The 23,187-nt window shown below is 69.9% G+C and carries 24 protein-coding genes; 17 read left to right on the top strand and 7 right to left on the bottom strand.

Going from position 1 to position 23,187, the window contains the following annotated elements:
* Positions 1 to 80 precede the first annotated feature (80 nt).
* Positions 81 to 1,055, top strand: coding sequence for a helix-turn-helix transcriptional regulator (locus ED92_RS13300; RefSeq protein WP_037337518.1), 975 nt, complete (start codon positions 81 to 83; stop codon positions 1,053 to 1,055).
* Here the strand turns inward: ED92_RS13300 and ED92_RS13305 are convergent.
* On the bottom strand, positions 1,052 to 2,530 hold the full coding sequence (locus ED92_RS13305; protein ID WP_037337521.1) for a bifunctional phosphatase PAP2/diacylglycerol kinase family protein: 1,479 nt from the start codon (positions 2,528 to 2,530) through the stop codon (positions 1,052 to 1,054). The genes ED92_RS13300 and ED92_RS13305 overlap by 4 nt on opposite strands.
* Before the next feature lie 147 nt (positions 2,531 to 2,677).
* Here ED92_RS13305 and pafA point away from each other — a divergent pair, with 147 nt between their 5' ends.
* From pafA to ED92_RS13325, 4 genes are all read left to right on the top strand, one after another.
* Positions 2,678 to 4,036 (top strand): Pup--protein ligase, encoded by a 1,359-nt coding sequence (gene pafA / locus ED92_RS13310; protein WP_037337524.1) that lies wholly within the window; start codon positions 2,678 to 2,680, stop codon positions 4,034 to 4,036.
* An 80-nt stretch (positions 4,037 to 4,116) separates the two neighbouring features.
* Entirely contained in the window at positions 4,117 to 5,160 is a 1,044-nt protein-coding gene (locus ED92_RS13315; RefSeq protein WP_037337527.1) for an oxidoreductase, read from the top strand.
* Positions 5,161 to 5,172: 12 nt separating this feature from the next.
* The gene (locus ED92_RS13320) at positions 5,173 to 5,514 is read left to right on the top strand and encodes a helix-turn-helix transcriptional regulator (protein ID WP_037337530.1); all 342 of its coding nucleotides are present in this window, start codon (positions 5,173 to 5,175) and stop codon (positions 5,512 to 5,514) included.
* A gap of 70 nt (positions 5,515 to 5,584) precedes the next feature.
* A complete protein-coding gene (locus tag ED92_RS13325) occupies positions 5,585 to 6,448 on the top strand; it encodes a TIGR03620 family F420-dependent LLM class oxidoreductase (RefSeq protein WP_037337533.1) in 864 nt (287 codons plus the stop codon).
* Here the strand turns inward: ED92_RS13325 and ED92_RS13330 are convergent.
* From ED92_RS13330 to ED92_RS13340, 3 genes are read right to left on the bottom strand one after another with little or no spacing between them, the layout of a single operon-like run.
* A complete protein-coding gene (locus ED92_RS13330) occupies positions 6,445 to 7,143 on the bottom strand; it encodes an SDR family oxidoreductase (protein WP_037337536.1) in 699 nt (232 codons plus the stop codon). The two genes, ED92_RS13325 and ED92_RS13330, sit on opposite strands and share 4 nt — an antisense overlap.
* On the bottom strand, positions 7,140 to 7,592 hold the full coding sequence (locus tag ED92_RS13335; RefSeq protein WP_037337539.1) for an SRPBCC family protein: 453 nt from the start codon (positions 7,590 to 7,592) through the stop codon (positions 7,140 to 7,142). The genes ED92_RS13330 and ED92_RS13335 overlap by 4 nt, the downstream gene beginning before the upstream one ends.
* A 32-nt stretch (positions 7,593 to 7,624) precedes the next feature.
* Positions 7,625 to 8,560, bottom strand: coding sequence for an NADP-dependent oxidoreductase (locus ED92_RS13340; protein WP_037337542.1), 936 nt, complete (start codon positions 8,558 to 8,560; stop codon positions 7,625 to 7,627).
* Between the two features lie 104 nt (positions 8,561 to 8,664).
* Between ED92_RS13340 and ED92_RS13345 the strand changes: the two genes are divergently transcribed.
* From ED92_RS13345 to ED92_RS13375, 7 genes are all read left to right on the top strand, one after another.
* Positions 8,665 to 9,096, top strand: a complete 432-nt coding sequence (locus tag ED92_RS13345) for a helix-turn-helix domain-containing protein (protein ID WP_037337545.1) — start codon at positions 8,665 to 8,667, stop codon at positions 9,094 to 9,096.
* Positions 9,097 to 9,105: 9 nt separating this feature from the next.
* Positions 9,106 to 10,086 (top strand): YafY family protein, encoded by a 981-nt coding sequence (locus ED92_RS13350; RefSeq protein WP_016334181.1) that lies wholly within the window; start codon positions 9,106 to 9,108, stop codon positions 10,084 to 10,086.
* Complete coding sequence (locus ED92_RS13355; RefSeq protein ID WP_037337547.1) at positions 10,083 to 11,060, top strand: YafY family protein; 978 nt, start codon at positions 10,083 to 10,085, stop codon at positions 11,058 to 11,060. The genes ED92_RS13350 and ED92_RS13355 overlap by 4 nt, the downstream gene beginning before the upstream one ends.
* A 9-nt stretch (positions 11,061 to 11,069) precedes the next feature.
* On the top strand, positions 11,070 to 11,279 hold the full coding sequence (locus ED92_RS13360; protein ID WP_037337549.1) for a bacteriophage holin: 210 nt from the start codon (positions 11,070 to 11,072) through the stop codon (positions 11,277 to 11,279).
* Between the two features lie 38 nt (positions 11,280 to 11,317).
* Positions 11,318 to 11,650, top strand: a complete 333-nt coding sequence (gene tatA, locus ED92_RS13365) for a Sec-independent protein translocase subunit TatA (protein ID WP_037337552.1) — start codon at positions 11,318 to 11,320, stop codon at positions 11,648 to 11,650.
* Between the two features lie 95 nt (positions 11,651 to 11,745).
* Positions 11,746 to 12,714: a twin-arginine translocase subunit TatC gene (tatC, locus tag ED92_RS13370; protein ID WP_037337555.1), complete on the top strand. Its 969-nt coding sequence runs from the start codon at positions 11,746 to 11,748 to the stop codon at positions 12,712 to 12,714.
* A gap of 7 nt (positions 12,715 to 12,721) precedes the next feature.
* Entirely contained in the window at positions 12,722 to 13,597 is an 876-nt protein-coding gene (locus ED92_RS13375; RefSeq protein WP_037337558.1) for a diacylglycerol kinase family protein, read from the top strand.
* Here ED92_RS13375 and ED92_RS13380 read toward each other — a convergent pair.
* Positions 13,581 to 14,168 carry a hypothetical protein gene (locus ED92_RS13380; RefSeq protein ID WP_037337561.1) on the bottom strand — a complete coding sequence of 196 codons (588 nt, stop codon included), beginning with the start codon at positions 14,166 to 14,168 and terminating at the stop codon, positions 13,581 to 13,583. The two genes, ED92_RS13375 and ED92_RS13380, sit on opposite strands and share 17 nt — an antisense overlap.
* A 112-nt stretch (positions 14,169 to 14,280) precedes the next feature.
* On the opposite strand from ED92_RS13380, the gene ED92_RS13385 reads away from it, so the two are divergent.
* From ED92_RS13385 to ED92_RS13405, 5 genes are all read left to right on the top strand, one after another.
* Positions 14,281 to 17,058: an RNA helicase gene (locus tag ED92_RS13385; RefSeq protein WP_037337564.1), complete on the top strand. Its 2,778-nt coding sequence runs from the start codon at positions 14,281 to 14,283 to the stop codon at positions 17,056 to 17,058.
* Between the two features lie 221 nt (positions 17,059 to 17,279).
* Complete coding sequence (locus ED92_RS13390) at positions 17,280 to 18,056, top strand: DUF4333 domain-containing protein (RefSeq protein WP_037337566.1); 777 nt, start codon at positions 17,280 to 17,282, stop codon at positions 18,054 to 18,056.
* 41 nt (positions 18,057 to 18,097) lie between these two features.
* Entirely contained in the window at positions 18,098 to 19,297 is a 1,200-nt protein-coding gene (locus ED92_RS13395; protein ID WP_037337569.1) for a GNAT family N-acetyltransferase, read from the top strand.
* Positions 19,298 to 19,331: 34 nt separating this feature from the next.
* Positions 19,332 to 19,730, top strand: a complete 399-nt coding sequence (locus ED92_RS41875; RefSeq protein WP_081975779.1) for a DUF4333 domain-containing protein — start codon at positions 19,332 to 19,334, stop codon at positions 19,728 to 19,730.
* Positions 19,731 to 19,774: 44 nt separating this feature from the next.
* Positions 19,775 to 20,995, top strand: coding sequence for a GNAT family N-acetyltransferase (locus tag ED92_RS13405; protein ID WP_037337572.1), 1,221 nt, complete (start codon positions 19,775 to 19,777; stop codon positions 20,993 to 20,995).
* A gap of 281 nt (positions 20,996 to 21,276) precedes the next feature.
* Here ED92_RS13405 and ED92_RS13410 read toward each other — a convergent pair whose 3' ends face one another.
* Positions 21,277 to 22,245 (bottom strand): pirin family protein, encoded by a 969-nt coding sequence (locus ED92_RS13410; RefSeq protein ID WP_037337576.1) that lies wholly within the window; start codon positions 22,243 to 22,245, stop codon positions 21,277 to 21,279.
* Positions 22,242 to 23,186 carry a 5'-3' exonuclease H3TH domain-containing protein gene (locus ED92_RS13415; protein ID WP_037337579.1) on the bottom strand — a complete coding sequence of 315 codons (945 nt, stop codon included), beginning with the start codon at positions 23,184 to 23,186 and terminating at the stop codon, positions 22,242 to 22,244. The genes ED92_RS13410 and ED92_RS13415 overlap by 4 nt, the downstream gene beginning before the upstream one ends.
* Between the last annotated feature and the right edge of the window lies 1 nt (position 23,187).

Genomic DNA, 23,187 nt, shown 5'->3' on the forward strand with positions numbered 1-23,187 from the left:
AATAAGGCTGTTCAGCGATGTAACGGAATGGCCCGCCTCGCGATCACACGGCGACGACTTCGAGCAAGGCGAGGACATCCGTGCGCATCGAGCTGACGTTGCAGGACCTGACGCGCGTTCGGCTCGCGCCCGAAGCCGATCCCTTGGCCGAGCTGGTTTCGAGTCTGCAGATCCTGCAACGGCGCGACGCGGGTTCGGCGTTGTTCAACCGATGGCGGCATCGGGTCCGGCTCGGCCTGGGGGAGTCGGCTTCGGTGCTGTTGTGGTTGTGCCGCCCGTATGCGCCGATTCCCGCGTTCCTCGTGCCGGGCGTGGACGAAAGCGGTTTGGAGGCGGGGCTCGCGGAAGTCGCCCGCACCGACCCGCTGTGCTTGAAATCGGCGTTGCGGGATTTCCCGGTGAACCGGGAGCTGCCGTCGTGGGCGGCGGGATTACCGGACGGGGACACGGCCGGGCTGCCGAAGCTCGTCCAGGCGATGCAGGATTACTTCGAACTGTCGCTGGCGCCGGGCTGGGAGCCGGCACGGGCACAGGTGGACGCGGACCGGGGGATGCGGGCGCAATTGCTTCTGCACGACGGCGCCGACGCGATGCTCACCAGTCTGCGGCCGCTGGTGCGCTGGTCTTCGCCGGTGTTGGAGGTCGGCGACGGGATCGTCGGTTCCTGCGGCACGGACGGCGGCGGGCTGATCATCTCGCCGACGTACTTCGCGGTGTGCCCGGTGATCGTCCCGGCAGCGGGACGAGCACCAGTCCGGCTGCTCTACCCCTCGGTGCGGCAGGCGGCCCCGTCGACCGGCTACGGCCGCGACGTGCGGAGATCGCCGGACACCGCCCTCGCCGACCTGCTCGGCCCGACGAGGGCGGCGACGCTGGCGGTCCTGGGGGTCGGCTGCAGCACGTCGGAGCTGGCCGCCCGGTTGGGCGTGACCCCGTCGGCGGCCAGCAAGCACGCCGCCGTGTTGCGGCGCGCGGGGCTCATCACCACCGAACGGGACCGCAACGCCGTGCTGCACGCGCTGACGCCGCTGGGCACCGCGCTTTTGGGTAACTAGAGCCGGTAGATGGTGAGCGCGCTCGGCCGCGAACGGAAGCGGAAGTCGTTGCCGAGCGGGCCGACCTCGCCGTCGGTGGCGACCCGGCGGTTGCCGTTGAGCAGCCGGACGTGCAGCTCCGGGACATCGAGTTCCTGGTAGACGTGGCTGGCGTTGAGGCTGTTCGTGATCGTCGCGAGGATGAACCGCGCCCGCGAGTACGGCACGTCGGCGCGCAGGTAGCGCACGTCGAGGAGCCCGGTGTCGAGGGCAGGGCGACGTGAGGGCGCGAAACCCTTCGGCGAGTAGGTGCCGTTTCCGACGAACAGCAGCCAGATGCTGGTGTGCTTGCCGTTGAGGGTCACTTCGAGCGGCTTCGCGCGCCGGAGGGTGCGGGCGAGCGCGATCGCCGCGGACGGCCACTTCGGATGCCGCTTCTGCAGCTTTTCCCGGATGCGGACCATCTCCGGGTAGCCGCCGAGGCTGGCGGTGTTGACGAAGTAGCGGTGGTCATCGTCGTCGTTGATTTCGACCTCGCCGAGGTCGACTCCGACGGCGTTGCCCGCTTCGGTCGCGGCGTCCGCGTCGGGCATCGAACGCATGCCGACGTCGCGGGCGAAATGGTTGAGGGTGCCCGCCGGGATGAGCGCGAGCGGGAGGTCGTGGTCGGCCGCGACGGCGGCCACCGCGGCGACGGTCCCGTCGCCACCGGCGACACCGAGCGCGCGCACGGTGTTGTCGCGGGCGGCGATCTCGTCGCAGAGCTGATCGCGCAGGTCCCGTTTCGCGTCCGGGTACAGGATGGTGGCCTTGGGCCAGGCGAAGCGGGCTTCCTCGGTCGGGTCCTGGCCGTCGATCCCCGAATGCGGGTTGACCAGGACGAGCATGTCCTCGCCGTCGCGCATCTCCGGCGCCTCGGCGGTGTGCGCGGTGCGGCCGGGGACGTCGTCGTTCAGCGGCCACCAGTGCCGCGTCAGCAGGCCCGCGCCGACGCCGATGCCGATCCCCACCCCGACGTCACTGGGCCAGTGGACGCCCGTGTGGACCCGGGAGTAGGCGACCGCGGCGGCCAGCGGCACGAGGGCGGCACCCGCCTTGGGCGATTCCATCGCGACAGCCGTGACGAAGGCGGCCGCCGACGCCGAGTGCCCGGACGGGAACGAGGACGACGTCGGGCGCCGGACGAGGCGCCGGTGCATCGGCACCTCCTCGGCGGCGGGACGGCGGCGCGGGAACAGCGGCTTGCCGATCAGGTTCGCCGCCGCGCTGGCCCCGGCGATGGCGGCCACGCCGCGGAGCGCGCCCCGGCGCGTTGGGCCCTTCTTCGCCGCGAGGGCGATCGCGACACACCACCAGAGCTTGGACTTGTCCGCACTTTTGGAGAGTGAGGTGATCACGTCGTCGGCCCTGGTCCTCGGCAGGGCCGCACTGCGGGCCATCAACCGCCGATCGGTCCGTCCGACCTTGCGGAAAGGGCGTTTGAGCTGCTTTAACACGGGTTCCCCACTTCCGGGCCGGGACGTCATGCGCGTGATACCCGATCGGGACTTCCCGCACACCTTTCACCGAATGCAACGTACCGACCGCGTGTCGCCGCCCGAACGGCGCACCGTCAGTGGGTCCTCACCGCCTACTCTGGTGGGATGCAGCGGCGGATCTTTGGCATCGAGACCGAGTACGGGGTCACGTGCACCTTTCACGGGCAGCGCAGGCTCTCCCCGGACGAGGTGGCGCGTTACCTGTTTCGGCGTGTCGTGTCCTGGGGGCGTTCGTCGAACGTCTTCCTGTCGAACGGCTCGCGGCTCTACCTCGACGTGGGCTCCCACCCCGAGTACGCGACGGCCGAATGCGACGACCTCGTCCAGCTCGTCACGCACGACAAGGCCGGTGAGCGCATCCTCGAGGACCTCCTGGTCGACGCCGAGCGGCGGCTGGCGGACGAGGGCATCGGCGGCGACATCTTCCTGTTCAAGAACAACACCGACTCGGCGGGCAACTCCTACGGGTGCCACGAGAACTACCTGGTGACCCGTGCCGGGGAGTTCTCGCGGATCGCCGACGTGCTGCTGCCGTTCCTGGTGACCCGGCAGCTGATCTGCGGCGCGGGCAAGGTGCTGCAGACGCCGCGTGGCGCCGTGTACTGCCTGTCCCAGCGAGCGGAACACATCTGGGAAGGCGTCTCCAGCGCCACCACGCGTTCGCGGCCGATCATCAACACCCGCGACGAGCCGCACGCCGACGCGGAGCGCTACCGGCGCCTGCACGTGATCGTCGGCGACTCGAACATGGCCGAGCCGACCACGATGCTCAAGGCGGGCTCGGCGAACCTGGTGCTGGAGATGATCGAGGCGGGCGTCCAGTTCCGCGACTTCACGCTGGACAACCCGATAAGGGCCATCCGCGAGATCAGCCACGACCTCACCGGCCGCCGCCAGGTGCGGCTCGCCGGCGGTCGCGAGGCGTCGGCGCTGGACATCCAGCGCGAGTACCACGCCCGCGCCGTCCAGCACGTCAAGGAGACGGGTTCGTCGCCGCAGTCCGAGCGCGTCGTCGAGCTGTGGGGCCGGGCGCTGGAGGCGGTCGAGCAGCAGGACTTCAGCAAGATCGACACCGAGATCGACTGGGCGATCAAGCACCGGCTGGTCGAGCGCTACCGCAACAAGCACGACCTCGATCTGTCGAGCCCGCGGATCGCCCAGCTCGACCTGGCCTATCACGACATCCGCCGTGGCCGCGGCATCTTCGACCTGCTGCAGCGGAAGGGGCTCGTGCGGCGGGTCACCGACGACGGCGAGATCGAACTGGCCAAGGACACCCCGCCGCAGACCACGCGGGCGAAGCTGCGTGGTGACTTCATCGCCGCCGCGCAGGCCGCCGGGCGCGACTTCACCGTGGACTGGGTGCACCTCAAGCTGAACGACCAGGCGCAGCGGACCGTGCTGTGCAAGGACCCGTTCCGCTCGGTGGACGAACGCGTCGAGAGGCTCATCTCCTCGCTCTGAATTACTCCGTGAAGGCCATCTCGGAGGGCGCCGCGCGCTCTAAGGTGGCCTTCACGGATCTTCGAGGGAGAGGTGCGCCGATGCGCCGTGCGTTGCTGGTCCTGCTGGGAGCGGTCGTCCCGCTGGCGTTCACCGGCGTCGCGCACGCCGCGCCGGAGTGTCCCGATCCCGCGTGGGTGGAGACCCCGACGGGCACGGACGCCCAGCTTCGAGGGCTGTCCGCGGTGGATTCCCGTACGGCGTGGGTCAGCGGCAGCAGGGGCACCATCCTGCGCACCACCGACCGCGGCCGCACGTGGAAGCCTGTCGCTCCGGCCGGTACCGAGGCGCTCGACTTCCGCGACATCGAGGCCTTCGACGCCGAGCACGCGGTCGCCCTGTCGATCGGTCCCGGCGACGCGTCCCGGATCTACCGCACGGACGACGGCGGCGCGAGCTGGCGACTGTCCTTCCAGAACAGCGAGCCCGCCGCCTTCTACGACTGTCTCGCGTTCTTCGACCACCGGCGCGGTCTCGCGATGAGCGACCCGGTGGACGGCAAGTTCCGGCTGCAGTCCACTTCGGACGGCGGCCGCACCTGGAAGCCCATCCCCGCCGAGGGCATGGTCCCCGCGCTCGACGGCGAGTTCGGCTTCGCCGCCAGCGGTCAGTGCCTCACGACGTCGGGGCCGCGTGACGCGTGGATCGCCACCGGCGGCGGTGCCCGCGCCCGGGTTCTGCATTCCGGCGACGGCGGGAAGACCTGGGAGGCGGCCGACACCCCGTTGCCCAGCGGCGCATCCGCGGGCGTCTTTTCGGTGACCTTCCGGGATCCGCGGCACGGTGTGGCGATCGGTGGCGACTACGCGGCGCCGAACGCGCCCGGCCCGGCGGTCGCGCTCAGCGCGGACAAGGGCCGCACCTGGCGGACGCCGTCCGAGGCGCCGGTCGGCTACCGCTCGGGTCTGGCGTGGCTGGGGAACACGGTGCTCGCCGTCGGCCCCGGCGGAAGCGACGTGAGCCCGGACGGCGGGCGGCACTGGAAGTCGTTCGACACCGGATCGCTGGACTCCGTCGACTGTGCCCGCGGTGCGTGCTGGGCGAGTGGGGCGAAGGGGCGGGCCGCTCGCCTCGGGACGGCCTAAGCTCGAAGGACTATGACCGCACAAGCCGAACCGGTCCCGCAGACCACCGAGCAGCTGGTCGAGGTGCTGAAGGCGCTCGCCAACCCGATCCGGCTCCAGGTGCTCGGATGGCTGCGCGAGCCGGACCGTCATTTCCCGCCGGAGAAGGCGATCGCCGACCAGAACGAGGTCGGCGTCTGCGTCAGTCATCTCCAGGCCAAGCTGGGGCTCGCGCAGTCCACGGTGTCCGCGTACATGGCGTTGCTGCAGCGCGCCGGGCTCGTCGAGTCCACGCGGGTGGGGAAGTGGACGCACTACCGCCGCGACGAGCGGCGGATCGCGCAGCTCGTCGACCTGCTGGGGCGCTCCATCTGACCGCACCGGGAATAACATATCGAGAATCTGCGATACTTCGATATGTTGGACTCGACCTGAGGAGAGACAGATGGAACTGGGGCGTTTCGGGATCTGGACGTTCGACTTCGAGGATCAGCCCGCGAGCATGCTGCGGGATTCCGTACAGGAACTGGAAGAACTCGGCTGGCCCGCGATCTGGATCCCCGAACGGGACGGGCGTGAAGCGCTGACCCACGCCGGATTCCTGCTCGCGTCCACCGAGCGGATGGCCGTGGTCAACGGGATCGCGCGCATCGGCTCCCGCGGCGCGCGCTGGACCCACGGCGCGGCACTGCTGCTCGCCGACGCGTATCCCGGCAGGCATGTCCTGGGGCTCGGCTTCGGTGGCGCGCAGCCCGGGGTCAAGCCGCTCGACGCCATGAGCGAGTACCTCGACGAACTCGACACCGTCACGAGTGCGAACCCGTTGCCCGAGGCGCCGATCCGGCGGCTGCTCGCGGCGTACGGACCGAAGATGCTCGGCCTGGCACGCGACCGGTCCGAGGGTGCGCACACCTACCACGTGACGGTGCCGCACACCGCCCAAGCGAGGGAAGTGCTGGGGGAGAAGGCCTTCCTCGGCGTCGAGCACGCCGTGCTGTTCGAAACCGATCCGGGCAAGGCGCGCGAGATCGCCCGCGAACACCTGCACGACTACCTGACGTCGGAGTACAACGTCGCCAAGTTCCGTCGTCTCGGCTACACCGAAGCCGACATCGACGGCGGCCGCGGCAGCGACCGGCTCGTCGACGACCTCGTGTTCTGGGGCGACCTCGACACCATCGTCGCGAAACTGCAGGGACATCTCGACGCCGGCGCCGACCACGTCGGTGTCCAGGTCATCGGTGTCGAACCCGGCGAATCGGCCATGCCGCACTGGCGGCGGCTGGCCGAGTCCCTGTTGCCGCGCTAGCGGAGCTGGCCGGTCGGGCGGACCACGATCTCGTTGACGTCGACCGAGGGCGGCTGCTCCAGCGCGTAGAGCACCGCCCTCGCGACGTCGTCGGGCTCCAGTTTCGGCTTGGACTTCGAGTCCTCGGGGATCATCGAGGTGTCGACCAGGCCCGGCTGCACGACCGTGACCCGGACGCCGGTGCCGACGGCCTCCTCGCGGATGGAGCCGGCGAGGCCGGTCACCGCCCATTTCGTCGCCGAGTAGAGGTTGCCGGGCCGGTGGTAGCGCCCGGCGACCGAGCCGGTGAGCACGAGGTGCCCCTTCGACTCCGCGAGCGACGGCAGGGTCGCCCGCGCGGTGAGGGCGGTGCCGTAGACGTTCGTCAGCACCATGTCCCGCCACTGTTCGGGGTCCGCGCCGCCGTCGCCGAAGAACGAGACGACGACGCTCTGCCCCGCGTTGGCGAACACCGCGTCCAGCTTGCCGAAGGTGTCCTTCACCGTTTCGACCGCGGCGGACAGCGAAGTCCAGTCGGTGACGTCGGCCGCGAGCGCCAGCGCGCGATCCTCGCCGAATTCGGCGACGAGCGGGAGCAGCGCCTCGCGGTCGCGGGCGAGCAACGCGAGGCGGAACCCGGCCGCCGCGGCCCGGCGTGCGGTGGCTTCGCCGAGCCCGCGGGAGGCGCCGGTGATCAGCAGTACTCGATCGGTCATGCCTCCAAACTAGGCGGCGTGTAGGTGTCCCACTCCGGCACCGGTTCGCCGACGAGCGAGGCGCCCAGCCGGTCGAGATAGAAATGCCAGCCTTTGACGATGTCCGAGGTGTCCCAGTCGGTCTCGGGCAGCAGGTGCACGAATTCGAGCACCGTTCCTTCGCCGCGCTCGGTCAAGGTCAGCTCGACCCGCCACGCGGGCTGATCGGTCACGCCCAGATCCATCACCAGTCGCTTCGGCGGATCGCATTCCCGGATGACGGCCGGTCCCGGTTCGGAACCCTCCTCCGCGGTCATCGTCAGCATGATCGTGTTGCCGACCCCCGCCTCGCCCGTCCACGGGCCGATCCAGCGGGCCGTCCGGGCGGGTTCGGTGAGCGCCGACCAGACGTCTTCGATCGGGTCCGGGTACTCGCGCCGGAGTTCGAGCCGGGTCACGTCGTTGTCCATGCCGCGAAGATAACCGTGGACTTAATTAAGCGTCAACTTATGAGAACCAGCCGACCGCGGAGCCCGCCCGCCGCCAGGAGTTCGTGGGCTTTCGCGGCCTCGCCCAACGGCAGGGTGTCCGCGACCCGCAGAGCGAGCGTGCCGTCGTCGACCAAGGCCGCCAGCCCGGCGAGTGCGGTTCCGTCGGCGCGGATCCAGACATGCTCGACCGTGATGCCACGCAAGGGGATCGGCGCCGCTCCGGCCGCGAACACCACGAACCGGCCACGGCTCGCCACGGCGTCCAAGGCTTCGAGCCCGAGCAGGGCCGTGTCCAGTGCGGCGTCGACACCGCCGGGGATCACCGCCCGCACGCGATCGGCGAGGAAATCCCCGCGGGGCACGAAAACCTCCGCGCCGAACCCGCGGACCAGTGCCTCGTCGGCGGAGCCGGCGACCGCGACCACCCGGAAACCGCGTGCCTTGGCCAAGGTGACCGCGTAGCCGCCGACGGCCCCCGCCGCGCCGGTCACCAGAACTGTCGCTCCCGGCGGGAGATCGAGAAGATCGAGTGCCTGGACCGCGGTGAGACCGTTCAACGGCAGGGTCGCGGCCTCTTCGGGGGAAGCCGTCCGCGGTGCGGCGGCGAGCGCGTCCGCGTCGAGGACGACGAACTCGGCGTACGTGCCGAGCGCCGCCGACGGCCGGTCCCTCAAGCCGATCACGCTGTCTCCGATGGCGAATCCGGTGACGTCGTCACCTACGGCGTCGACCGTGCCCGCCACGTCCCACCCGACCCCGAGCGCCTCACGCGGCGGGACGATCCCCGCCTCGGTCAGGAAACCCGACCGGGTCCCGGCGTCGACCGGGTTGACGGCGGCCGCGGCCACCTTCACCCGCACTTGACCGGGACCCGGTGACGGCACCGGGACTTCGGCGAATTCCAGGACTTCCGGGCCGCCGAACCGGCGGACCACCACTGCACGCATCGTTTTCTCCTCCAGGGATCGTTCCCGGCGAACGTATGGGGAGTTACTCTCCATCGGGAAGTACGCACTTCGAGGTGCCCAACCCACACGGAGGTACGCGCACCGTGGTCACGCGCACGGCACAGGAACGGCGGGACGAGGAGAAACGGGCTTACGACGCCTATCTCGCGGCCTGCCCCGCCCGGAAACTGCTCGACGAGGTCTCGGGCAAATGGGTCAGTCTCGTCCTCGTGGCGCTCGGCGACGGGCCCCAGCGCTACAGCGACCTCTCCCGCCGGATCGCCGGTGTCAGCCAGAAGATGCTCACGCAGACCCTGCGGACACTGGAGCGGGACGGTCTGCTGACCCGCACCGTCACTCCGTGCGTGCCGGTGCGCGTGGACTACGAACTGACCGAACTCGGCCGGAGTCTCCGGCAGCTGCTGGCCGGGATCAAGGACTGGGCCGAGACCCGGTTCGACGAGGTGGAGAGCGCCAGGGATCGCTACGACGCGCGATCGGCGGCTGTCACCATCGGGTCGGACGGCGCGGGCTAGGGTAGCCGGGTGTCCACCGCACGCGCCGAACGTCTGGTCAACCTGGTTCTGGCCCTCCTGTCCACCCGGCAGTACCTCACCGCCGAGCGGATCCGGGGCATCGTGCCCGGGTACGCCGACGCGGCCAGCGACGAGGCGTACTTCCGCATGTTCGAGCGCGACAAGACCGAACTGCGCGAGCTCGGCATCCCGCTGGAGACCGGCCGCAACTCGGCGTTCGACGCGATCGACGGCTACCGCATCGCGCGGCGCGACTACGAACTCGGCGAGATCGACCTCGCGCCCGACGAAGCGACCGCGGTCGGGCTCGCCGTCCGGCTGTGGGATTCCCCGGAACTGACCGGTGAAGCCCAGGGGGCACTGGTGAAACTCCGCGCCGCCGGGGTCGAGGTCGACGACCACGCCCCGACCGTCGTCGAGCCCCGTGTCCGGGCCGAGCCGGCGTTCGGCCCGCTGCTGGCCGCCGTCCAAGCCGGACAGGCGGTGCGTTTCGAGTACCGGCGCAGTGGTTCGGCCGAGCGCAAGATCCGCACCCTCGAACCGTGGGGCGTGGTGTCGTGGAAGGGCCGCTGGTACGTCGTCGGGCATGACAGGGACCGTGGCGCGTCCCGCTGCTTCCGCCTCTCGCGCGTGACCGGGAAGGTCGACGCCTTCGGGGAAACCGGCGTCGTCGAACGCCCGGAAGGGGTCAACCTGCTGAAGATGGTCTCCGCCAGCAGCGGCGAGGACCCGTCCGCGCCGACCATCGCCAGCGTCTGGGTCGCCGACGGCCGGGCCGCCGGGGTCCGCCGCCGCGGCCGGGTGGTCGGCCGCAGCGACGCCGGGGGAGAAGAAGGCGACCTCGTGGAGATCGAGCTGTACTACCCGGAATCCGCCGCGGACTGGCTCACCGCCCACGGTCCGGACGTCCTCGTCCTCGAACCCGAGGTGCTCGCGAAGTCGGTCTTCAGCCGTCTCGAAGCCATCGCGCACGCGGGTGGTGCCCGATGAGCGCCACCGGACGGATGCCGCGCCTGCTCGCGCTCGTGCCTTATCTCCTCGCCCGGCCCGGCATCAAGATCGACGACGCCGCCCACGACTTCGACGTCACGCCCAAGCAGCTGCGCAAGGATCTCGAGCTGCTGTGGATGTGCGGGCTGCCGGGTTACGGGCCCGGCGACCTGATCGACCTCTCCTTCGAGGGCGACACGATCGTCGTCACGCACGACGCCGGCATGAACCGCCCGCTGCGGCTCACCGGCGGCGAGGCGACGGCCATGCTCGTCGCGCTGCGGGCGTTGGCCGAGACGCCCGGAGTGGTCGACGCCGACGCCGTTCGCCGCGCCATCGCGAAGATCGAGGCCGCCGCGGGGCAGGCGCAGCCGTCGGGGATCGTCGTCGGCGGGGGAGTGCGCGAAGGCAAGAAGACCGCCGGGACGCGCGAAGCCGTCCGGTCCGCTCTCACCGCCAAACGTGCGCTGCGGATCCGCTACTACACCGCGTCGAAGGACGAGATCACCGAACGGACCGTCGATCCCATGCGGCTGCTCATCGTCCAGGCGGTCGGCTATCTCGAAGCGTGGTGCCGCCGCGCCGAGGGCGTCCGGTTGTTCCGGCTCGACCGCATCGACGAACTGACCGTGCTCGACGAGCCCGCGGTCCCACCGGCACACGCCCGGCCCACTGACATTTCCGATGGTGTTTTCCGGCCGCGTCCCGATCAGCAGGAAGCCGTCCTCGTCCTCGATCCCGACACACGCTGGGTAGCCGAGTACTACCCCTGCGAGGAGCTCGACGAGCTCGACGGCGGGCGGCTGCGCATCCGGATGCGCTACGCCGACGAGTCGTGGATGGTCCGGCTGATCCTCGGCCTCGGCGGGGACGCGCAGGTCGAGAGCCCGGCCGCGCTGGGCGAGGCAGTTCGTCAGCGAGCGGCCGACGCACTGGCCCGGGCTCGTCACCTAACGTCAACCTACGAGCAGTAGGGTGACGCCGTGTCGTACCTGCCGAGCATCGCGCTCGCCGTCGCCGGGCTGATCCTGCTCTTCGTTTTGCTAATCAAATTACGCAGAGTCTTGCGCGTGCTCACCCATACGGTGAGCATGGTGGCTACGAACACCCGAAAACGGACAGGGCTCCTTCGTGCCCGGTCGGCCGCGCTCCGCGTGGCGATCGCGCAACGACGTGGGCTCGAAGACCGGTAACATCACACACGAGAGACTCGAGAAGGAGGCCGCAAACGATGAACGCGCTGCAGCCGTGGCACATCATCATCCTGGTGCTCGTCGTTGTTCTGCTGTTCGGCGCCAAGAGGCTTCCGGACGCCGCGCGGTCCATCGGCAAGTCCATGAAGATCTTCAAGGCCGAGACCAAGGACATGGCCGGGGACAAGGACAAGGCCGCCGAGACCGAAGAGGTCGAGACCAAGCAGCTGCCGCAGGCCACCACGCCCGCGCCCGCCGCGAGCGCGCAGGACAAGCAGGTCGCCGACCTCCAGCGTCAGCTCGACGAGCTCAAGAAGCAGCAGGCCGCCACGCCCGCTCCGGCCGAGCAGGCGCAGAAGAACGCCAGCTGAGCGGTCTTTAGTTAGCCAAGCGGAGCCTGTTCGCGGATGAGCGCGCCGACGTACCGGCGCGCTCATGGTGGACCCTGACGAGAACGGACTGTCCAGTGGCGGATTCCGCCTCCGGTGAGGAGCGCCGCGGCACGAAGCGGCGCAAGCGCAGCCGTCGGAGCAACCCCGACGGCACGATGACGCTCATCGAGCACATCTACGAGTTCCGGCGCCGTCTGGGCTTCGCACTGCTCGCTCTCGTCGTCGGCGGGATCTTCGGTTTCATCTGGTTCCAGACCACGCTGGGCCCCGTCCCCTCGCTGGGCAAGTTGCTGGTCGATCCCTACTGCGCCATTCCCGCGGACCGTCGGTTCGGCGGGAGCGAAGGCGAGTGCAAGCTTCTGCAGACCGTGCCCTTCGAAGCGTTCATGACGCAGTTGAAGGTCGGTCTCGCGGGTGGCGCGGTCCTGCTTTCGCCGGTGTGGCTCTATCAAATCTGGGCGTTCATCGCGCCCGGCCTCTACTCGAAGGAGCGCAAGTACGCGCTCACCTTCGTCGCGTTCGCTTCGGCGCTCTTCGCCGCGGGCGCCGTGCTGGCGTACCTCCTCGTCCCGCACGCTCTCGAACTGCTGATGAACTTCGGTGGCGACCAGTTCATCACCGCGCTCACCGCGGACAAGTACGTCTCGTTCATCCTGTCGCTGCTGGTGATCTTCGGCGTCAGTTTCGAACTCCCGCTGCTCGTCGTGATGCTGAACCGCGTCGGCGTCCTGAAGTACCAGACGCTCAAGAAATGGCGCCGCGGCCTGATCATGGTCGTGTTCGTCTTCGCCGCCTTCGCGACACCTGGTTCGGACCCGTTCTCGATGCTCGCCCTGGCGGGCGCGCTGGTGGTGCTCCTGGAGCTGTCCATCCAGATCGCGCGCTTCCACGACCGCAAGCTCGACAAGGAACGCGGCACCGAGGGCTGGGACCAGCTCGCCGACGACGAGGCCGCGCCGTTCGACTACACGCCGAGCACGATCGACGAGGAGCCGTCGGCCGCCACGAACGGCAAGCGCACCAGCACCGACGACGTCACCTGAGCCGGGGATGCACGCGGCGCTGGCCGTCCACCCCGCCTCGGGTAACGGGGCCGCGGAACGGTTGATGGAGTCGGTCGCGGCGCGGCTGCGGCCCGTCGTCGACCGGCTCGACGTCCTCGTCGCGCACACGGTCGAGGAATCCCGCGCGCTGATGACCGACTCGCGCGCGGCCGGGCTGGACGTCCTCGTCGTGCTCGGCGGTGACGGTGCGGCGCATCAGGGCGTTCAGTTCTGTGCCGAATCCGGTGTCGCGCTCGGGCTCGTCCCAGCGGGCACCGGCAACGACTTCGCCAGGGCGCTGGACATCCCCGAACGGCCGCACGCCGCCGTCGATCTCGTCGCCAGGCGGATCGCGGAAGGGAAACGGCGACGAGTCGATCTCGGGCGGGCCGGTGGCGAATGGTTCGCCACCGTGCTGTGCTCCGGTTTCGACGCGCTGGTCACCGAACGCGCCAACCGGCTGACCTGGCCGCGCGGCCCGCGCCGCTACGACGTCGCGATCCTGGCCGAACTCGCCGCGTTCCGGCCCCGGCCGGTGGTGCTCCGCACGGACGTCGAGACCCTTGAACTCGACGCCACCATGATCGCGGTCGGCAACACCCCGTTCTACGGCGGCGGCATGCGGATCTGTCCCGGAGCCGATCCGGAGGACGGGCTGTTCGACGTCACCGTCGTGGGCAACGCGACCCGGCGCGATCTGCTCCGCATGCTGCCCGGTGTCCGCTCCGGCGAGCACATCGCGCATCCGGCGGTCCGGACCCTCAAGGCCGCCCAGATCCACTTGGCGGGCAGCGACTTGCCCGTCTACGCCGACGGTGAGCCGCTGGGCGGGCTGCCGATCGACGTCACCTGTGTCCCCGGAGCGCTCACCGTCGTCGGGTGAGCCCGGCGTAGTCACCCGCTCGCCACACCTGCCCGCGGAACGCCGCGGGCGGCATCAGGTCGCCGCGCGGGAAGAACACCCCACCGCAGCGATGGCAGAACCACGCCTGCCGCCAGTACTCCAGCGCGTCCGGGATACCTCGCCGGATCCGCGCGTTGCGCCGTAGCCGGAGCACGAACAGCACGGCGAACAAGGCGACCAGCGCGAAGGCGCCGAAGGGGAAGATCGACGCTCCGATGACCTGCGCGACCCTGCCGTCCGCGGTCGGCGCGACGTTCTCGTCCAAGACGTCGTTGGCGAAGGCGAGGAACACGAACGCGGGGATCAGCAGCACCAACGCGAGCGACAGGAAGCACCCGCCGCCGCGAAGCACCGGATACGGGTTGAGCGACGCCGCGGTCGCGGTCACCGACACGCCCGTGTGCGTCGTCGCGGTGTAGACCACGCCGTCACCGGCGGGGATGGCCGTCATACCGCCTTGCACCCGGTAGGTCGTCTGCCCGCTCTGGAACACCGCCGGCACGCTCTGCACCTGGTCGACCTGCGCGCACTGCGGGCAAGCGATCTCCATGGCGTCCCCTCTCGATCACGAATCCGCCCCTTGGATGACAGAGGCGTGGCGGCCGTTCCCGAGATCGTCACACCGAGTGCGAACTGTCGGTGGGGTATGGAACCCTGACGAAGTGGTCAATAGCCCTTCTCAGACCCCGGCCGAGGCCTACGCGGCCTCCCAGCGCCGCGCTCGATACCCCCAGCTGACCCGCTTCGCGGCCGAATCGTCGTTCGAGTTCGACGACTTCCAGGTCCGCGGCTGCGAGGCGCTCGAAGACGGTCACGGTGTGCTCGTCTGCGCGCCCACCGGCGCCGGGAAGACCGTGGTCGGCGAGTTCGCGGTGCACCTCGCCCTCGCCGAGGGGCGCAAATGCTTCTACACGACGCCCATCAAGGCGTTGTCGAACCAGAAGTACGCCGATCTCGTCGGTCGTTACGGGGCCGACGCGGTCGGTCTGCTGACCGGCGACACGTCGATCAACGGCAACGCGCAGGTCGTGGTCATGACCACCGAGGTCCTGCGCAACATGTTGTACGCCGGGTCTTCGACCATCGGCGAGCTCGCGTACGTGGTGATGGACGAGGTCCACTACCTCGCCGACCGGTTCCGCGGCGCCGTCTGGGAAGAGGTCATCCTCCACCTGCCCGAGCACGTCCGCGTCGTCGGCCTGTCGGCCACGGTGAGCAACGCCGAGGAGTTCGGCGAATGGCTCGTCGAGGTCCGCGGCGACACCACCGTCGTCGTCGACGAGCACCGCCCAGTGCCGTTGTGGCAGCACATGCTGGTCGGCAACCGGCTGCTGGACCTGTTCGCCGGCCAGGAGGAACACGCGCCCGGCGCCGAACTGCGGATCAACCCCGGCCTGCTGCGCCGCACCGAGGAGATCGGCGGACGGTTCGCCCCGGCCGGATTGCGCGGACCACGCGGGCGGCGAGGCGCGCCGTCGCGGATGCCCCGGTTCCGGCCGACCTCCCGCACGGACACGGTCGAGCGGCTGGACAACGCCGGGCTGCTCCCCGCGATCGTGTTCATCTTCTCCCGCGCCGGCTGCGACGCCGCCGTCGGTCAGTGCGTCCGGTCCGGCCTGCGGCTCAACGGCCCCGAAGAGGTCGAGAAGGTCCGTCGGATCGTCGCCGAGCGCACCAAGGACCTGCCCGAAGGCGACCTCGGCGTCCTCGGCTACTGGGAATGGCGCGAGGCGCTCGAACGCGGTATCGCCGGGCACCACGCCGGGCTGCTCCCGGCGTTCAAGGAGACCGTCGAGGAGCTGTTCGTCCAAGGGCTGGTGAAGGTCGTCTTCGCCACCGAGACGCTCGCGCTCGGCATCAACATGCCCGCGCGCACCGTGGTGCTGGAACGGCTGGTCAAGTACAACGGCGAGGCGCACGTCGACCTGACACCGGGGGAGTACACCCAGCTCACCGGGCGGGCCGGGCGGCGAGGGATCGACGTCGAAGGCCACGCGGTCGTCGTCTGGCAGCCGGGGATCGACCCTAAGCAGGTCGGCGGCCTGGCCTCGACCAGGACGTATCCGCTGCGGTCGTCGTTCCGGCCCGGGTACAACATGGCGGTGAACCTGGTCGCCCAGGTCGGCGCCGACGCTGCCCGTGACCTGCTGGAACAGTCGTTCGCACAGTTCCAGGCCGACCGGTCGGTGGTCGGGACGGCTCGGCGGATCGAGCGGAACAAGGAGGCCCTACGGGGCTACACCTCCGCCATCACCGGCGATTTCGACGAGATGCTGGAGTACGTCGATCTGCGGGCGAAGATCTCGGCGCGGGAGAAGGCGCTGTCGCGGCAGAACACCTCCGCTCGCCGGGCCGGTACCGCCGAGTCGCTGGAGAAGCTCCGCAAGGGCGATGTCATCGCCGTGCCGGCGGGACGGCGCGCCGGGCTGGCGGTCGTCGTCGATCCGGGGCTCGACCCGATCCGCGAACCGCGGCCCGTCGTGGTCACCGAGGACCGTTGGTCCGGACCACTCTCGGTCTCGGACTTCCCGTCGCCGGTCGAGGCGTTGGGGAACATCAAGCTGCCGAAACACATCGAGCTCCGCTCGCCCAAGACAAGGCGCGACATCGCCTCCAGTCTGCGCAACGCGGGAATCTCCTTGCCCGGCAGGCAAAAACGCCGCGCCGGGGCCAATGAGGACGGTGAGCTGGCCGCGCTGCGGCGGGCGCTGCGCGCGCATCCGTGCCACGGTCTGGCCGAACGCGAGGCGAACCTGCGCTGGGTCGAGCGGTATCAGCGGCTCACGGCCGAGACCGAGCAACTGGAACGCAAGGTCGCCGCGACCACGCACTCGCTGGCGCGCGCCTTCGACCGCATCCTGCGGCTGCTCGGCGAGCGCGGCTACCTCGGCCCCGCGTCGAAGGGCGACGGCGAGGACCGGGTCACCGAACACGGCAAGCGGCTCACCCGGCTCTACAGCGAGTCGGATCTGCTCGCCGCCGAATGCATCCGGCACGACGTCTGGAAGGGCCTGGCCCCCGCCGAACTCGCGGCCGTCGTCTCGACGCTGGTCTTCGAGGCGCGCCGGGACACCGCGGGGGAGCCGCGCCTGCCCGCGGGCAAGGTGGTCGACGCCTGGCAGGCGACCACGCGCCTGTGGATGGAGCTCACCGAAGACGAGCGGCGGCACAAACTGGACCGCACCCGCGAGCCCGACGCCGGTTTCGCCTGGCCCGTCTACCGATGGGCGCGCGGCGAATCGCTGGAGAAGGTGCTCACCGCCGCCGAAGCGAACGGCCAGGAGCTCTCGGCCGGTGACTTCGTGCGGTGGTCGCGGCAGGTCATCGACCTGCTCGACCAGATCCGCGACGTCCTCGGCAAGGCGGATCCGGTCGGGGCGGCGGCTTCGGACGCGGTGAAGGCGTTGCGTCGCGGAGTCGTGGCGGCCGGCGGCGCGTGACCGGCCTCGTGAGTGGTGAGGACGGTTCTAACCGTCCCCACCACTCACGAGGCGTTGGGCTGACCGGCGGAACGGACGCGCCTCCGGTGTGAGCACGGTCGCGGGGAGTTGGCCCGACACCGGCCGGGAACAGTGGGCAGGGGCGCCGACCTGTGGTTGGATCGCCCACGACGGCCATGCAGGTCGGCCGGTGACGATGGCGGAACAGGCGGAGGCGAACGATGAGCACGCCGTATGGCGGCAACGACCCGCAGCAGCAGCCCCAGTGGGGGCAGCAGCCGGGCTACGGCCAACAGCCGGGCGGCGCTCAACCGCCAAGTGGCCCGCAGCAGCAACCGCAGTGGGGCCAGCAGCCGCAGTACGACCCGTCGCAGACCCAGCAGCAACAGCCGCAGTGGGGTCAGCAGCCCGCGCCGTACGACCCGTCCCAGCAGCAGCCCGGGTATCCGCAGCAGGATCCCTCCCAGACGCAGCAACAGCAGCCGCAGTGGGGCCAGCAACCGCAATACGGCCAGCAGCCGGGATATCCGCAGAGCGGGCCCCAGCAGCAGCCGGGCTACCCGCAGAGCGGCCCGCAGCAGCAGCCCCAGTACGGGCAGCAGCAGCCCGGCCAGTACGACTACGGCCAGAGCCAGTTCCCGGGCACCCAGGGCGAGGCGCAGGACAAACCGAAGTCCAAGAAGGGCCTCTTCATCGGCATCGGCGCGCTCGTGGTGATCATCGCCGCGGTCGGCATCCTCGGGTTCGTCACGCCGGGCTGGTTCAACACCCAGGTCTTCAACAACACCCAGATGCAGACCGACGTGCAGAAGCTGCTCACCGAGACCTACGGGATCAAGGAGATCAGCGCGGTCACCTGCCCCTCCGGCCAGGAGGTCAAGGACGGGGTGAAGTTCACCTGCACCGCCACGATCGAGGGCAAGCCGCAGGAGGTGCCGATCACCGTGAAGGGTGACACCGGCAACTACGAGGTCTCGCCACCCGCCACCACCAAGTAAACCGCGGGCGCCGGGCACGGTCGATCCTGCATGATCGTGTCATGAGCGACTTTTCAGTGCGGCCGTTGCGGTCCGACGAGGAACGGGCCGCGACGGATCTGTTCAGGCGGGCCTTGCACGTCAAGGAGATGACCGACGAGGAATGGTCGGCCATCGCCCCGTCGATGCAGCCGGATCGCGGGTTCGGTGCGTTCGACTCGGAGCTGATCGGCACCCTCCGGTCCTTCGACTCGGAGGTGACGCTGCCCGGTGGCGGCACCACGCCGCTAGCCGCGGTCAGCCTGGTCGGCGTCCGCGCCGATCGCATTCGTCGTGGCGTGCTGACCGCGCTGATGCGTGCCCAGTTCGAGGATTTCGCCGCGCGCGGGATTCCCGCGGCGATGCTGCACGCGTCCGAGGGCGCCATCTACGGCAGGTTCGGGTACGGCGTCGCCGTGCGTGCCAAGTCGATCGAGATCGACAAGCGCCGCGCCCGGTTCCGTCCCGAAGTGCCCGCCGGTGGGCAGATCTCCCTCCTCGATCTCGAGAACACCATCGAGCAATGGCCCTCGCTCTTCGACGCGCTCCCGCGCACCCGGCCCGGCATGATCGCGCGCAGCCCGCATCTGTGGCCGGGCTACGAACGCGAAGTGCGCCGGGCGACAACGCCGGTCACGACGGCGGTGCACACCGGCGCGGACGGCGCCGACGGATTCGTCACCTACACCGTCGAGCGAGCCCACTTCGGCGACCCGGCACGGCTGAAGATCCATTCCTTCCATTACGCGAACTCGGACGCGTTCGCCGGGCTGTGGCGCTACCTGCTCTCTGTGGACCTGGTCGACCGCATCACCGCCGAGAAGCGGCCACTCGACGAACCGGTCGAGCTGCTGTTCACCGACCCGCGTGACGTGGCGGTGAACAAGGTCCAGGACGAGGGCTGGTTCCGGTTGGTCGATGTCGAGACGATGCTCGGCGCCCGCACGTACCGGGGCGAGCCGGTCGTCGTCGAGGTCACCGATCCCTTCCTGGTGCACAACTCCGGCCGCTATCGCCTCTCCGAGGACGGCGCCGCCCGCACCGCCGATCCGGCGGATCTCGAACTGCACGCCGACACCCTGTCGATGGTCTACCTCGGCGGCTGGCGTCCCTCGGATCTCGCGTTCGCCGGACGCGTCCGCGCGACCGGGGAGACCGCACTGGAGCGAGCGGACCAGCTGTTCGGCACGCGGGTGAGCCCCTGGTGCGGTACCTTCTTCTGACGTTGGATGATCACACCGGTGGGGGTGCAGAAGCTTGAGCAGGCGAGCCGTCGCGACGGTCGGTCTGTGTGGTGCCGCTTTCGCGGTGCTGGTGGCGTGTTCGGACACCCCGGCGCCCGCGCCGGCGACGAAGACCGTCACGGTACCGCCGACGTCGAGAGCTTCGTCGAGCGCGCCCGCGACCTCCGGCGGTTCGTCCTCCAACGCTCCGGGCAGGGTCTTCGACCCGAGGACGATGCAGGCGGACGTGCGGAAGATCCTCACCGAGACCTATCAGGTGCGAGAGGTCGGCGACGTGCTCTGCCCGTCGAACCAGAAGGTCGAGGACGGCAGCACGTTCACCTGCACCGTGCAGGTCGCCGGCGAGGGCAAGACCGTCACGATCACCGTCACCGGTGAAGACGGCCGCTACGAAGTCGGCGCCCCCGCCTGAAAAACCGGTTGGGGCTCCCCGGTCCGGACGGCAGGATCCACGGTATGAGCGAATTACTTGTGCGTGCCGTGGCCGAAGGCGAACAACGAGCCTGTCTCGACGTCCTGTCGGAGTCGTTGCACGGCAAGCCCGCCACGGACGAGGTCTGGGCGAAGATGGCTCCGTCCTGGACCGCCGCGGGCAAATTCGCCGCGTTCGACGAGCACGGCGCCCCGGTGGGGATCGCGAGTTCGTTCGACGTCGAGCTGACCGTCCCGGGTGGACAGAAGCTGGTCACGGCGGCCGTCGACGGTGTCGGCGTCCGTGCCGACTGGACCCGCCGCGGGATCCTCACCACGATGATGGCCGTACAGCTGGAGGACTTCGCGGCGCGGGGTGTCCCGCTGGCCGCGTTGCACGCCTCCGAAGCGGTCATCTACGGCCGCTTCGGGTACGGCGCGGCGACCTTCGGCAAAGGCGTGTCGATCGAACGCCCGCGCGCCCGGCTCCGGGACGGCGTCGGCCGGACCGGCGAGGTCAGGTTCATCACCCCCGACGAAGCGGTGGAGCGCGTTCCCGCGCTGTACCAACGCTTCGAGGGAGCACGACCGGGCTTCGTGTCCCGGCCGCCGGCGTGGTGGCCGGGCTTCTTCGAGCGCGTGGTGAAGGGGGACGGCGGCTATCGGGTGGCGGTCCACAGTGGACCGAATGGTGACGACGGTTTCGTCGTCTACCAGACCATCGACGCACGCGACCGGCAGGCGCCGGAGCGTGGGGCGATCCTGGACGTCCGTGAACTCCATGCCGCCACGCCACAGGCCTGGGCGGGGCTGTGGCGTTTCCTGCTGTCGGTCGACTTGGTCTCGGAGGTCTCCGGTCGGGGCCGCCCGCTGGACGAGCCGATCGCCGAACTGCTCACCGATCCGCGCGCGGTGAACACCACCGAGATCATCGACGATCTGTGGCTGCGGCTCGTCGACGTCCTCGCGGCGTTGCGGGCGCGCTCCTACGGCACAGCCGAACCCGTGGTGCTCGAGGTGCACGACAAGCAGCTTCCGGACAACAACGGCCGCTACGCCGTCGGCCCGGACGGCGTGGAACGCACGACCGCCGAGGCCGATCTGCGGCTGGACGTGGCCGCCTTGTCGTCGCTGTACCTCGGCCACGGGCTCTTCGGCGATCTGGCCCTGTCCGGGCGGGTCGAGGTGCTGGACGAGGCGGCGGTCGCCCGGGCCGACGCCCTGTTCCACACCGCGCGCTCGCCTTGGTGCGGAACGTTCTTCTAGGCACGCGCGCCCCTCGAAGTACGCGAAGGCCCCCTTCCTTGCGCTAGACGCAGTGAAGGGGGCTTTCACGTACTTGGGAAGGGGCCCTTCACGCGCATCCGTTGTGGCCGCTGGGGCTGGTGTTATTGCTGAGGCTGCGGTGGCGATCTTGTAGTCCGTGAAGGCCTCCTTGCCTACCTTCAGGGTAGGGAAGGAGGCCTTCACGGACCTGCGGCCAGGCACCCACATCCAGTAGGTGCCTAAGGCAGCCTTGGCCCTAACTGTCTTTACCGCTTACGGGGCTAGGACGGATTCCGCCGCGGTTTGATCCGCACCTGCGGCAGCGTGGGCGCGGGCAGCCAAGCCGTGCCGCCTTGGTAGCCCTCCACCCGGCCGAACCGGTCCGCCTGTGCCTGCCAAGCCTCGCGGTACTCGGCGATGTCGTCGTGGCTGCGGCCCACGAAGTTCCACCACATGACGAGTTCCTCGGTGAACGGCGTCCCGCCGAGCAGCAGCACCCGAGCCGGTTCGGTGCCGGGGTTCACCAGCTCCAACCGCGCGGCGCCGGGCGCGAGGTAGGCGAGTTCTCCGGTGTCCAGCGCGACTCCGGCGACGGTGACGGAGCCGATGTCCTGCAGGACACCGTGTTCGAAGGCCGGATCGACGTCGAGGGTCAAGGTCGCGCCGGATTCGACGGTGAGTTCGGCGCCCAGCAGGGGAGTGAACGCCGGGACCGGCGAGGTGGTCCCGGCGAGGCTGCCCAGGAACACCCGCGCCGTGGCGCCGGGCAGATCGAGCAGCGGTGGCGCGTAGTGCCGGAAATCCCGTGCGGTGTCGCGATGTTCGTCCGGCAGCGCGATCCAGAGCTGGACTCCGTGCAGGGTCGCAGTGTCCGGTGTGGACACTTCGGAATGCGCGATACCGTGCCCAGCGGTCATCAGGTTGAGTTCGCCGGGCCGCACCATGGCGTGGGTGCCGATGCTGTCGCGGTGCTCGATCTCGCCGCTGAACAGCCAGCTCGCGGTCTGCAACCCGGTGTGCGGATGCGGTGCGACGTCCATCCCGCCGGACGCCGAAACGTCCTGCGGACCGTAGTGGTCGGCGAAGCACCACGCGCCGATCAGCGATCGCTGCCGCTGCGGAAGGGTGCGGCGGACCCGGATCGCCCGCGGGCCGCCGAGCGGGACGTCGCGCGGGGTCAGCACGGTGACACCTTCGCCCGGCCGTTCCCGGCACAGCAGCTCGGCCGGGTCGGCCTCGGTGTTGCTCATGACTTCGGGAGCGCGGCCAGCAGACGCTCCACCGAACGGCCGAGATTCCAGCGTTCCGCGAGTTCCGCGACCTTGTCCGGGTCGGCTGGCTCGGACGGGACGATGTCCGGGCGGGACTGCTCGACCGGCGCGTCGGCGGCGACCCGGACGACGGTCGGGGCCACCGCGAGGTAGTCCGCGGCGTCGGTCAGCCGCAGCCGGGTCTTGAGCGGAACCCGCGAGTCGCCCGCGTTCGACGCCTCGATCAGCTCCTGCAGCGAACCGAACTGGGTGATCAGCTTCGCCGCGGTCTTCTCGCCGATCCCGGCGACACCGGGCAGTCCGTCCGACGGGTCGCCGCGCAGCGCGGCCATGTCGGCGTATCCGGGGCCGGCGTTCCCGGCCGGGATCCCGTACTTCTCGGCGATCTCGTCCGGGCCGAGGACTTCGGCCTTGTTCCAGCCCTTGCCGACGTAGATGACCACAGTGGACGTCGGCTCGTGACGCACCAGCTGGAACAGGTCGCGGTCGCCGGTGATGACCTCGACCGGGGACTCCTGTTCGCGGATCGCGAGGGCGCCGATGACGTCGTCGGCCTCGTAGCCGTCCGCCTCGGCCGTCGCGATGCCGAAGGCCTCCAGCAGTTCGAGGATGATCGGTACCTGCGGGGTCAGGGTGTCCGGCACCTCCTCGACGTCGCTGCCTTCCGGGACCTCTTCGGCCACCCGGTGCGCCTTGTAGCTGGGCAGCAGATCGGTGCGGAACTTCGGCCGCCAGTCGGCGTCGAGACACGCCACGAGCCGCGAAGGGCGACGGTCGACGAGGATCCGGGCGATCGTGTCGGTGAACCCGCGCACGGCGTTGACCGGTGTCCCGTCCGGGGCGGTCATCGAATCGGGCAGTGCGTAGAACGAGCGGAAGTAGAGGCTCGCGGAATCGAGGAGAGCGAGTGGTCCGGTCACG

The organism is Amycolatopsis sp. MJM2582 (assembly GCF_000754115.1).
GTDB lineage: Bacteria > Actinomycetota > Actinomycetes > Mycobacteriales > Pseudonocardiaceae > Amycolatopsis > Amycolatopsis japonica.

Coding starts and splice junctions, on each gene's coding strand:
- pafA (WP_037337524.1), top strand. CDS start 2,678: ATGCAGCGGCGGATCTTTGGCATCGAGACCGAGTACGGGGTCACGTGC.
- ED92_RS13315 (WP_037337527.1), top strand. CDS start 4,117: ATGCGCCGTGCGTTGCTGGTCCTGCTGGGAGCGGTCGTCCCGCTGGCG.
- ED92_RS13320 (WP_037337530.1), top strand. CDS start 5,173: ATGACCGCACAAGCCGAACCGGTCCCGCAGACCACCGAGCAGCTGGTC.
- ED92_RS13325 (WP_037337533.1), top strand. CDS start 5,585: ATGGAACTGGGGCGTTTCGGGATCTGGACGTTCGACTTCGAGGATCAG.
- ED92_RS13330 (WP_037337536.1), bottom strand. CDS start 7,143: ATGACCGATCGAGTACTGCTGATCACCGGCGCCTCCCGCGGGCTCGGC.
- ED92_RS13335 (WP_037337539.1), bottom strand. CDS start 7,592: ATGGACAACGACGTGACCCGGCTCGAACTCCGGCGCGAGTACCCGGAC.
- ED92_RS13340 (WP_037337542.1), bottom strand. CDS start 8,560: ATGCGTGCAGTGGTGGTCCGCCGGTTCGGCGGCCCGGAAGTCCTGGAA.
- ED92_RS13355 (WP_037337547.1), top strand. CDS start 10,083: ATGAGCGCCACCGGACGGATGCCGCGCCTGCTCGCGCTCGTGCCTTAT.
- tatA (WP_037337552.1), top strand. CDS start 11,318: ATGAACGCGCTGCAGCCGTGGCACATCATCATCCTGGTGCTCGTCGTT.
- ED92_RS13375 (WP_037337558.1), top strand. CDS start 12,722: ATGCACGCGGCGCTGGCCGTCCACCCCGCCTCGGGTAACGGGGCCGCG.
- ED92_RS13380 (WP_037337561.1), bottom strand. CDS start 14,168: ATGGAGATCGCTTGCCCGCAGTGCGCGCAGGTCGACCAGGTGCAGAGC.
- ED92_RS13390 (WP_037337566.1), top strand. CDS start 17,280: ATGAGCACGCCGTATGGCGGCAACGACCCGCAGCAGCAGCCCCAGTGG.
- ED92_RS13395 (WP_037337569.1), top strand. CDS start 18,098: ATGAGCGACTTTTCAGTGCGGCCGTTGCGGTCCGACGAGGAACGGGCC.
- ED92_RS13405 (WP_037337572.1), top strand. CDS start 19,775: ATGAGCGAATTACTTGTGCGTGCCGTGGCCGAAGGCGAACAACGAGCC.
- ED92_RS13410 (WP_037337576.1), bottom strand. CDS start 22,245: ATGAGCAACACCGAGGCCGACCCGGCCGAGCTGCTGTGCCGGGAACGG.